This is a genomic window from Phytopseudomonas punonensis (assembly GCF_900142655.1).
GTDB lineage: Bacteria > Pseudomonadota > Gammaproteobacteria > Pseudomonadales > Pseudomonadaceae > Aquipseudomonas > Aquipseudomonas punonensis.
In genome coordinates, this window is the sequence record NZ_FRBQ01000003.1 from 583,776 (window position 1) to 594,113 (window position 10,338).

The following is a 10,338-nucleotide window of genomic DNA, read 5'->3' on the forward strand; positions in this document are numbered from 1 at the left end:
GACGGCTTAATTGTTCTGAAATGTGAATCGGATAGTGAATTAATGATCGGATGATGTGAAGTGTTTTTTCAAATTAACAAAAATTCACACGAGCGGGCGCGCGCAATGATCACGTCCGAGTGGCTGGCAAGGGCGGGCTTCAGCCGGGAACAGGCTTGTATCGATCTTGAGTCAGGCGCGTATTCGTGACCGAAGCCGAGCCAGCACAGGGTGTGCTGGCTGGATTGGCTTGAGGCGCGATACCTGGAGGTGGTGGGTCAGGAGGCCGGGGTGCCGGCGAGCAAGAGCTCGATACGCTGGTGGCGGATGCTCTCGGCGGCGGCGGGGGTGAGGGCGCTATCGGTGATCAGGGTGTCGAATTGTTCAAGGGCGGCGACCTTATACATGCCGAAGGTGCCGTACTTGGAACTGGTGGCGATCAGCACGTTACGCGAGGCCGATTGCATGGCCGCCTGCTTGACCTCGACTTTCAGCGCCGACGGCGTGGTGGTGCCACGTTGCAGGTCCCAGGAACTGGTGGAAATGAACGCGATGTCGGTGGCCAGCTGGCGCAGGGTCGCCGCTGCCAGGCCACCGACGCTGGAAATGTTGGGGTGGTCGAGCAACCCACCGGTGTGGATCACGTTCACATGGTCGGCTGCGGCCAGGGCATGCACGATCCCGAAGTCGTTGGTCACCACGGTCATGCCTGACAGCGCGATGATATGCGGCACTATCTCCAGGGTGGTGGTGCCAGCGTCCAGGTAGATCGTCATGTCCGGGTGCAGCAGGCCGGCAGCCAGGCGGGCCATGGCCTGCTTGTGCGGCAGCTCCACCACGGCCTTGGAGTCATGGCTGGGCTCGCTGTGCAACTGGCTGGCTATCCGTACACCGCCAGTGACCGAATAGGCACGGCCCTGTTGCTCCAGCTGGGCAATGTCGCGGCGCACGGTCATGTGCGAGCACTCGAACATCTCCATCAGCTGATGAACGCTCAGCACCTGATGCTTGCGCAGCTGGCGCAGCATCTGCTCACGGCGCTGCTCGGGAATCATCGGGGCAACGCTGGGCGTGGCGTGCTTATCGGAAGGTGGCATACGCGCTCCTGCGTAAAGGCACCGTGGTGCAGGTGCGAGGTAATCAGTGGCAGGTTTTTAACACAATCCGCTCATTCAAACCATTTGGCCCTCGGCGCAGCGATAGCGGTGCCCAAGGTCGCCGACTGCCGTGATGTATTGCCTGCCAGCCCGGAACTTGTAATTTTGCAATTCACTCCAATATCTCGATTCAAGGCGCCTCTAAAAACGTAGCCGAGGCAGTCAGCGCAAGGCGAAAGCAGGCGAAAAAGCGGAGTTTACGAGCTGTAAATGAGCTTTTTCGCCTGCTTTCAACGCGGCGATGGCAACGCAGGCAGTTTTTAGAGATGCCTTTCAGCGGCGCCGGGCGCCGCGCGGCACCGTCAACAGGGATGTGCATTTCTCTACTGCTCAAGCGAGGCACCCATGAATTCCGAAGAGCAAACCCTGATCGATGGCCTGTTCACCCGCCTGCAAGAGGCCGAGCACGAGGGCGGGCTGCGCGACACCGATGCCGAGGCGCAGATCAAGAGCCATCTGGCCCGGCAGCCTGCCGCACCCTATTACATGGCCCAGGCCCTGTTGATTCAGGAGGCGGCCATCAAGCGCCTGGATCAGCGCGTGCGCGAACTTGAAGCCCAGGCCGCCGACGCGCAGCGCCAGCGCTCCGGCAGTGGTGGTTTTCTTTCCGGGCTGTTCGGCGGCGGCCAGCCAAATACCACGCCGCAGCCCGCCCAGCGCCCCGCTGGCTGGGGTGAAACGCGCTTTTCCCAGAACGCTGCGGCCGCTGCGGCGGTACCAGCAGCCATGCCTGGCGCAGCGCCGGCAGCCCAGGGCGGTGGTTTCATGCGCGGCGCCCTGCAGACTGCCGCCGGTGTGGCGGGCGGGGTGATGGTGGCGGATCTGCTCACCAACATGTTCCACCACAACCAGCCCCAGGAAATCGTCGAAGTCATCCGCGAAGACGCGCCCATGCAGGACAGTTTCGCAGGTGGCCTGGACGACACGCCCATGCGGGACAACTTCGCAGGCGGCCTCAATGACACGTCCTACGCCAATAGCAACGATATCGACACCGATGCCTTCGACAGCTCGGACTTCTTCGACGACGACAGCATGTTCAGCTGATAGGGCAGGGGTAGTGGGTAAAGAGTGCTAACCCGTCAACGGCTCGGCGTTGCTGGTGCGATCCACCAGGCGGATACTGTCGCGCCCGCCGCGTTTGGACTCATAAAGCGCCACGTCGCCTTGCTCGATCAACGCTGCCAGGCTGGCGGGCGGTTGGTCGAACAGGCTGGCGCCGACGCTCAGGGTGACCGCCTCGGGCGTGGCGAAGGTCTGCGCCGCAGCGCTTTGAAACTGCTGGCGCAGCAGGTCGCCCAGGTTGGTGATGCGTTCCGGGGAGGCGTCTCTGAGTAGAATCACGAACTCGTCGCCGCCCAATCGCGCGGCCAGTGAGCCTTCGGGCAAAGCCTGGCGAATCATTTCGCCAAGGGCAACCAGCAGCTTGTCGCCGGCGGCATGACCGTGCAGGTCGTTGACCTGCTTGAAGTTGTCGATATCGATCAGCAGCAGCGCACCGGGATGCTTCGGCGAAACGCCGTCGAGTAGCTTGGGCGCCCGTGCTTCCAGGGCGCGGCGGTTGTACATGGCAGTCAGTGGGTCACGCGCGGCCAGGCGCTCGATGCGCTTCTCGCGGCGGTAGCGCACGGTGCCGGTCATCGACAGGGAAATAAGCATCAAGGCCATCACCCCCTCGACCAGCGAGATCTTGATGATCTGGCCCTGAAACGAGGCCAGGTCGATCAGCGTGCCGGGTACCAACACCGGAATGGTCTTGGCGATATAGAACAGCCCGTGACCCAGCAGCACGAAGCGCAGCTGCGCTGCCCCGGCGCCCAGCGACTTGCCGCGCGGGCGCAACAGGAAGCTCGCGCGGATGGTGATCAGCGCGATCAGCAGCGAGTTGACCAGCAGCATGATCTTCGACCACTCCGGGCCGTTGGGCAGCAACAACATCGCAAACCAGATGGCCACCGCCAGCAACCAGGCACGCGATAGCCGGACTTCGGTAAAGCGCGCCACGCCGGCGAAGAACAGCCAGTGCGAGGTTATCAGCAGACCATTGGCGAACCAGATACCCACCAGCAGCAGGCCGCTGCTGCGCAGCAGGGCGAGGATGCAGCCCACGCTGATCAGGGCAAAACCGGCACTCCAGAACAGCAGCGCGGGCTCGCGAACGGTTTGCCACTCGATGGCCAGATACAGCGACGCCGCCAACGCCAGGGCGATGGTGATCGTCAGCATGGTTAGGGGATCGAACGCCATGTTCTGCTGGGCCTGCGTAATAAGGGTTGGAAGCGATGTGCGCCGCGGGTTTTTCAGTGGCGGTGAACTGTATGGGTTTGAGCGTAGCCGGCATGCATGAAAAGGAGGTGGCTGGCCGCTTTTTCTCGCGCCGTGAATAATTCTCGACTCACCGGCCTGGCGCGCTTCGAAACGCGCTCCATGGCGTTAGCCGGCCCGTGGCCTGACGGTCAGGCTGATCATGCGCGTAAGCACCAGGCCGATGTACATCACCCCGGCGAACTGCTCAAGCATCACCAGGGCACGGGCGAAAGGTCGCAGCGGGGTGATGTCGCTCAGGCCAACTCCCGATAGAACGGTAAAACTCAGGTACAGCAGTTCCATCCAGGTGCGCTGCGCCTCGGGGTTTATCGCGGCCGTGAAACTGCCGGGGCTGAGCAATTGGCAAACGTGAAAAGCATGGGCGAAGGCCCAAGCCAGCAAGGTAAAGGTGGCACCTACGGCAAACAGTTCATCAGTGCTGGCGCGCTGATCTTCCATCATGTAGGCGATCAAACCGCCAGCGGCATAGAAGTAGAAACTCGACTCCAGCGCTGCCAGCAAGATCGACAACGCAGTATTGCTCTCGAACTCCACGGCAACCGTCAGTGCCAAGATGCATGCCGCTTGAGTGAAGGCGATCCACTGGATGTTCGGGCTGCTGCGCACCATGCGCAGCGACATCGCCAGCACCACAATGCCGAAGGCACCGACGATGGCCCGCCCCTCGGACAGCTGCTCCATGAACGGGTAGAGCACGATGCCCAGCAACTGCACGAACAGCAGGCTGGCGGATGGATAGCGGAGCAGGTAGGTGTAGGCCTTGGGCATCGAGTGGAACCGGGCGAGGGATACCCATAGTGGGCGGGTGGGCATTTTGCCGGGCAGTCTAATGGATCATCAGCGCCGCGTATGCTGCCATTCGCCACTTGTTTTCCGGCATGTCATTTCCCGCTGAAGCGATATCCATTTCGTTTATTCGTATCATCGGGCTTGCAGTGAATATCCGCAGGGCCGCGCAAGATTCGGCTATGATCCGCGCCCCAAAATACCCCTCGCCATGGTCAGGTCCCGATGCCCGTGAACGCCCTCTATACGGACCTGTCCGACTACTACGACCTGATGTGCGCCGATATCGACTACCGGGCGCAGAGCCACGCCGTGCAGCGTCTGCACCAGCTGTTCGGCAATGGCGGCATGAGCCATCTGGACCTGGCTTGCGGCACTGGCCCCCACGTTCGGCATTTTCTCGATGCCGGCTTCAAGAGCGCCGGGTTGGATATCAACCAGCCGATGCTCGACAAGGCCGCCATCCGCTGCCCCGAGGCGCACTTCGCCGTGCAGGACATGTGCGACTTCAGAGTGAGCGAGCCAGTCGACCTGATCACCTGTTTTCTCTACTCCCTGCATTACAGCGCGACCACTGAGCGGCTGGCCGCCTGTATCGCCCACGTGCATCGTGCGCTGCAACCCGGCGGCCTGTTCTGCTTTAACGCGGTCGACAGAGCCCGCATAGACAATCGCCTGTTCGCCGCGCATACCGTAGACGCCGATGACGGCCGCTTCACCTTCAGTTCGGGCTGGCACTACAGCGGAGCTGGGGAGCGGCAATCGCTGCGCCTGCGCATCGAGAAAACCACGGGCGATGAAACGCTGATCTGGAACGACGAACACCCGATGGTCGCGGTGAGCTTCGCCGAGCTGGAAGCGTTGTTGCAGCCGTACTTCGAGGTGCATGTGCTGGCGCACGACTACCAGAAAATCCTGCCGATCAGCGAGAGCGCCGGTAATGCGCTGTTCGTTTGCGTGAAGGGTTAGCGGGTACTTCTGGTGAGGACCCCCACTGATCCGTGGGAGCGGCTTTAGCCGCGATCTTCACCGGCCTCAAGCCTGATCAGCGGCTGAAACGGCTGGCTGGGTGGCTGCCTTGCAACCCGTGCTGCGCAGATCTATCTCGCCAGCGCTGCAGAGCTTTCAGCCGCTGCGCTTTTCACCTTGGCAGCCAGCACGGCAGCCTGAATCGCCGCCAGGCTGTGCTTGGCCGCTGGCGACTCGAACACCGCACTTTCCGCCAGCGTGTAAACGCGCTCACCGTTGTGCAGGGTGAATTCCACGAAGGCCAGATGCTCGCTCCACGAGCGGTAGCGGCGCACCATGAACAGGCTATGTTTCGAGGCTACAGCGCGCACGCTGCTCAGCGGAATCTGCCGGCTGCCACTTTCGCTGGAGATGATCAGCTCACCGTTATGAATGGACGCTGCGCCGGCCTTGTTCAACCGCAGCCATTCCACTGCAAACCGCCATCCCATCAGCAACAAGCAGCCGCCGACCAGCAGGAGTTCAGGCAGCCGTGTGGCTGGCGCCTTGAACAGTACCAGGCCGCCAATCGCCAAGAGAATGGCCAGGGTGATGGAGCGGTAGAAATACACGCTGTGAAAATCGGGGAAGGTCAGAAAGCGGATGTCCATAAGCGTCACTCTCTTCCTTAGGTCTGACTACAGGGCGTTCCGGGGCGCGGGCATACACGCTGAAGGGTTCAGCTCCGGCGCGCTGCAAATGGTAGCCCGGCAATCACGCCAGGGTATGGCATCTGCTGGATAGGCTGCGTGATCCGTCACGCAAATAGCGCGCTTACCGGGTTGGCTGGCTGTGCGATCAGTGAATGGTCGGCGTGAGCCGTTCAGCAACCAACTGGCGCGCCTGATGGGCCAGCTGATCCAGGTGATAGTCGCGCTGTTTCTCGGCTTCGCTCATGGCCTTTTTGCCGTTTTGTTTGAGCAGATAGGCGTGGATCTGCCGCACTTCGGTGGACTGAAACACCGGCGCCAGGTCCTGCACGGCCACCAGGCCATCGGAGCGCTGGTCGCGGGTGTTCATCAGCACCTGGGGCCCTTGCGCCGCCAGCACCTGCAGGCCCATGGCCTCGAAGATCGGCACCTTGCCAGCGATGCAGGCCAGCTCCATATGCGGATGGCGCTCGGTGATGCGCTGCAACATGGCGCGGGCAATGCCGTGCCGACGATGGCTGGCGGCTACGGCCATATAGGCGAGGGTGCAGGCGTCGGCGTCGTCCTGGCTGGGCAGGTACAGCGCAAAACCCAGCACCACGGACGGATCCTGATCATCCAGGGCCAGCAGCAACTGCGTGGGGCTGTGCGCCTCACCGTTCATGGCCTGCAGGTACAGGTGCACCTCGTAGCCGATCACGTACTGGTACAGCTGGAACAGCGGGTTGCTGGGCGTCAGCGGCACCGGGCTGATATCGCTGAAGTAGTCCACCACCATCTGCAGCACCTGGGCTTTGAGGGACTCTGGCGGCGTGGCATCGAGGTGGCTAAGGGTGAACATTGAAAGGTGGGCTCTTGATAAAAACGGCGGGCTGCATTGTAACCCGTGGGGCTGCAGGGCGTTGGTGTCGAAGGCCTATCCATGGACCACCTCGGGTAACATGGCACCGCATCGAGTATTGATCCAGAAGGGCCTTATGGCAGCGTCGAAACGAAAATATGCAGGCATCGAACGCGAGTTGATTCGCACGCTTACCGACGCCTGCGAAACGGCGAAGAGTGAAATCGTCGGCTTCCATTGGCTTACCCACGAGGTGAACTACGAGCGCTTTCCAGAGAGCCTGATCGTTACCTGGGTATTCGACGGCGAGGCCAACAAGGCGAGGGCACTGGCCAGCGCTGACAAGGCCAGAATGCTGGCGTTGACCCTGGCCGCTTTCGAGGAAGTGGGCATCAGCGTGGGGCGCATCGCCGACCATGTGGCGTTTTCGGTCGAGCAGCCGGCAAGGGGCAAACGTGGCCAAGGACATTGAAAACCCCTGCGTGTCGCTGTGTCAGCTCAACAGTGAAATGTGCGTGAGCTGCGGCCGCACCCGCGAAGAAATCCGCAAATGGCGCGGCATGAAACGCCCGGAGAAGATGGCCACAGTGCAGAAGGCGGCAGTGCGGATGAAGGCGATTGCCAAGAAGAAGAGCAAGGGCTAGCGACTCACGATCATTCCACGCGCCATGTGGGAAGGTGGACTGTGATGCTTTGCATCACGAATACCAGCGGCCAACCGCGATCAGAAGATCATTTCCGCCTGCACACTTCCACGTCATCCTGCGTTTTCAGCTCTGTATCGATCCCCAGCCGATACCGGCAGTAATCAATGATCAGATTTCGCTCCTCATCGGTAAGGCGCTCAACCTTCCTGATCTCACCATCGTTGGCGTGAATGTTATGAAACTTCATCTGAAACGTTGGGTGTTTCTTGATGAACAGAATGGTTTCTATATCACCGTCCTCAAGGGCTTCGTAATAGCCTACATAGAGTAGGGCCAGTACTGCCAAGATTGCTGCAATTAGTAGTTTTTTCATTCGCGTGGTGCCGAGAAATTCCATTTTGCCCTGACCGGGCGTTTATTGATCGTACCTATGCTCGGTGCGAATACACCACCCAGGAGCTTCTGTACTCTGCGTTGATAGGGCGAGCTTGTTGCTATCGACGCGGCTTCGAGGGCCGCATGCCTACAAGCAGCTTGAGAGCGCAAGCTATGGATGGATCGGGGCGCGTAGCTGATGCTTTTTTCATCCACCATAGCGATTTAACGTCGAACTCTTTATTCACCGTAACCTCGGTCAGCACGCTCCGGTTCTACGCACCAGCCAGCGGGATAGACGCCCATCGCCACCGCACGATGAAAACTCGAATACGGCCAGTCTTCCAGGTGCTCGACATAGCCGTGTTTCAGCGGATTGATGTGGATGTAATCGAAGTGCTGCTGGTAATCCCGCTCATCACGGATCAGATGCTCCCAATAGCGCCGTTGCCAGATGCCGCGTTCGCGACGGCGCTGTTGGTTGGCCGTACGTGTCTCGGTGATGGGCAGACGTTTGGCGAAAGCGAACTTGATAATCTTCCAGCGCGAGGCAAAGTTGGCGTCGCCTGGCGGTAGCGTCCACAGGCAATGCATATGGTCGGGTAGCACCACCCAGGCGTCGATATGAAAGGGATGGCGAGCCCGCGTTGCCCGTACCGTCTCACGTAACAGCTCGATCTCGCGGATCAGCAGGTTGCTATGGCGATCATGCAGGTTGATGGTAAAGAAGTAGGTAGCGCCAGGAACACGGGCTCGGCGGTAGTTGGGCATGGTGCTCGTCCTTGAGCAGTGTGTTGCTTGAACCATGGTGGACAAGCTTCGCGTTGTCCACCCTACGCGCTAACTTCGGACTCCCGGTTCCCGTAGGGTGGATGACGCTTTTTCATTCACCGTTGGGAGTGGTTGTCCGGACTACTTGTTTCAGATCACCTGGTATTTATTAGGAATCATATTCATTTCCGCATTTATATCCGCCTAATGATCGAATATTCCTCCAGTTTTTCCAGTTAGCGATAAACCAGTCATGGTGTAAGCTTCCGTCCGTTGCAAAAAGATCTTTTCCCTGTGCGATTGGGAAGGTAAAGATATGTTCTTTATTTGAGATGGATTGCATGGTAACTTTGATTATTGCCTGCGATCCATAGACTTTATCAAAGTAGGCATTCAGATCCTCAACATAGGTTAGCTGTGCAATGCTAAAAGGCCTACCTGCCGTTTCGTGTACAAAGACCTCAGATAATCTTTCGTCAGTAAGGTAGGACGAAACTCCCCGCAACTCGACATTATCACCGACAGTGAGCCATTGAGTCGCTCCAGGCGCAATGGTGATTGGACTGTTTTCGTTTCGATCAGAACCTAGCGTACATCTGCCTTTGCCACCACTCTTCGCAACGGTCACGGTTCGGGCATTCTCTACAGATAAGGAGGCAGCAATTAGCGTGACTGGTGCTTCGCTATAGTTGCGCACCTGTAAGCTAAGAGACACATCGTCGTGGTTACTGGAAAAGCCAGGATTTCTGAAAACCGGGCTGAGACGACCCTGTATTGCCACAAGTGGCTCTTTGTTGGGGATGAAAGCCTTTAATAAGCTCCAAGCTCCACCAGCGTCACTGAGAAGACCGACGCTTGCAATGGCGACGGCAAGTGCTACTGACAGGCCCCTGACCATCTTGGTTTTCCAAATTTTTTTCAAACCGTACTCTCTTGCATTTTATTAGCGGTTGCTATATCGACGAGGTCAAAACGTTTGCAGAAGGTGTTTCTAATCATTGTGGTTAAATGCCATTAACCACGGTGAACAAGCTTCGCGTTGTCCATCTTACTCGCTAGCCGCGATGTTCCGTTCTGTAAGCTCTGTTCTTGCTTGTTGCTCTGCCTTCCACAAAATGTTCAGACACCGCGGTCCTCGAATCCCGTCAGGAGGCCGAGAAGGGGCTTTTGGCATGGATTCCAAACGAGGAACGATGGCCGGGGCCGCCTAGGTAGGGATGGCCCACCGTGACGACCCTCGGAACAGTGCAGGAGCGAGGGAAGTTTCGCGCAGCGAAACCCGGATGCCGGGCGCGCTTTCTCTTGGGTTACTTTCTCTTTCGCGCGAGCAAAGAGAAAGTGACTCGCCGTAAGGGCGAAACCAGTAGAAGAGCGCGACGCAGAAAATAAATCTGTCCCCTTTTTTCAATCTTTACGTATTGGAATGCCTGAGTCACGGTGTAGTGGTCAACCCATCCCGGACAGTGGGTTAAGTTTTTCTTCGGCCACCGCAGGTGGCAGTCCGTCGTTGTACTGATGCGGCCTGATCCAGTTGTAACGGTGCATCAGGTAATGACTGATGTCCCGTTGAGCTTCCGAAGCGGTCACGTAACCGGTCGCCGGAATCCACTCGGACTTCAAACTGCGGAACAACCGTTCCATCGGCGAATTGTCCCAACAGTTACCCCGACGACTCATGCTCTGTTCCATCCGATATCGCCATAGCCGCTGCCGGAAAAGGCGGCTGGCGTACTGACTACCCTGATCGGAATGAAACAGTACCTGCTGCGGTTTGCCTCGTTGCTCGTAGGCCATAT

13 protein-coding genes are annotated in these 10,338 nt (G+C 58.9%); 4 read left to right on the top strand and 9 right to left on the bottom strand.

Translation table 11 applies throughout. The features are described 5' to 3' along the window. Positions 1-257 precede the first annotated feature (257 nt). On the bottom strand, positions 258-1,076 hold the full coding sequence (locus BUC40_RS12740) for a DeoR/GlpR family DNA-binding transcription regulator (RefSeq protein ID WP_073266161.1): 819 nt from the start codon (positions 1,074-1,076) through the stop codon (positions 258-260). Positions 1,077-1,481: 405 nt separating this feature from the next. Here BUC40_RS12740 and BUC40_RS12745 point away from each other — a divergent pair, with 405 nt between their 5' ends. Next, complete coding sequence (locus tag BUC40_RS12745; RefSeq protein ID WP_073266163.1) at positions 1,482-2,183, top strand: DUF2076 domain-containing protein; 702 nt, start codon at positions 1,482-1,484, stop codon at positions 2,181-2,183. A gap of 27 nt (positions 2,184-2,210) precedes the next feature. On the opposite strand, the gene BUC40_RS12750 is transcribed toward BUC40_RS12745, so the two are convergent. After that, positions 2,211-3,383: a GGDEF domain-containing protein gene (locus BUC40_RS12750; protein ID WP_073266165.1), complete on the bottom strand. Its 1,173-nt coding sequence runs from the start codon at positions 3,381-3,383 to the stop codon at positions 2,211-2,213. Positions 3,384-3,569: 186 nt separating this feature from the next. Next, entirely contained in the window at positions 3,570-4,232 is a 663-nt protein-coding gene (locus BUC40_RS12755) for an ion channel (RefSeq protein WP_073266166.1), read from the bottom strand. A 243-nt stretch (positions 4,233-4,475) separates the two neighbouring features. Here BUC40_RS12755 and BUC40_RS12760 point away from each other — a divergent pair, with 243 nt between their 5' ends. Next, positions 4,476-5,219, top strand: a complete 744-nt coding sequence (locus BUC40_RS12760) for a class I SAM-dependent DNA methyltransferase (protein ID WP_073266168.1) — start codon at positions 4,476-4,478, stop codon at positions 5,217-5,219. Positions 5,220-5,350: 131 nt separating this feature from the next. On the opposite strand, the gene BUC40_RS12765 is transcribed toward BUC40_RS12760, so the two are convergent. Together BUC40_RS12765 and BUC40_RS12770 are read right to left on the bottom strand one after the other, a co-directional pair. Beyond that, on the bottom strand, positions 5,351-5,869 hold the full coding sequence (locus tag BUC40_RS12765; protein WP_073266170.1) for a hypothetical protein: 519 nt from the start codon (positions 5,867-5,869) through the stop codon (positions 5,351-5,353). 187 nt (positions 5,870-6,056) lie between these two features. Continuing rightward, positions 6,057-6,749 carry a GNAT family N-acetyltransferase gene (locus tag BUC40_RS12770; RefSeq protein ID WP_073266172.1) on the bottom strand — a complete coding sequence of 231 codons (693 nt, stop codon included), beginning with the start codon at positions 6,747-6,749 and terminating at the stop codon, positions 6,057-6,059. 136 nt (positions 6,750-6,885) lie between these two features. Between BUC40_RS12770 and BUC40_RS12775 the strand changes: the two genes are divergently transcribed. Both BUC40_RS12775 and BUC40_RS12780 read left to right on the top strand, forming a co-directional pair. After that, positions 6,886-7,221, top strand: coding sequence for a hypothetical protein (locus tag BUC40_RS12775; protein ID WP_073266174.1), 336 nt, complete (start codon positions 6,886-6,888; stop codon positions 7,219-7,221). Next, positions 7,205-7,393: a DUF1289 domain-containing protein gene (locus BUC40_RS12780; protein WP_073266176.1), complete on the top strand. Its 189-nt coding sequence runs from the start codon at positions 7,205-7,207 to the stop codon at positions 7,391-7,393. The genes BUC40_RS12775 and BUC40_RS12780 overlap by 17 nt, the downstream gene beginning before the upstream one ends. An 88-nt stretch (positions 7,394-7,481) precedes the next feature. Here the strand turns inward: BUC40_RS12780 and BUC40_RS12785 are convergent, their stop codons facing one another. From BUC40_RS12785 to BUC40_RS12795, 4 genes are all read right to left on the bottom strand, one after another. Continuing rightward, positions 7,482-7,769: a hypothetical protein gene (locus tag BUC40_RS12785; RefSeq protein WP_073266178.1), complete on the bottom strand. Its 288-nt coding sequence runs from the start codon at positions 7,767-7,769 to the stop codon at positions 7,482-7,484. Between the two features lie 242 nt (positions 7,770-8,011). Then, the gene (locus BUC40_RS12790; protein ID WP_073266180.1) at positions 8,012-8,542 is read right to left on the bottom strand and encodes an REP-associated tyrosine transposase; all 531 of its coding nucleotides are present in this window, start codon (positions 8,540-8,542) and stop codon (positions 8,012-8,014) included. Between the two features lie 169 nt (positions 8,543-8,711). Continuing rightward, entirely contained in the window at positions 8,712-9,464 is a 753-nt protein-coding gene (locus BUC40_RS22710) for a hypothetical protein (RefSeq protein WP_139272171.1), read from the bottom strand. 524 nt (positions 9,465-9,988) lie between these two features. Then, on the bottom strand, positions 9,989-10,338 hold a 350-nt coding region (locus BUC40_RS12795), incomplete at its 5' end, for an integrase core domain-containing protein (protein ID WP_139272173.1).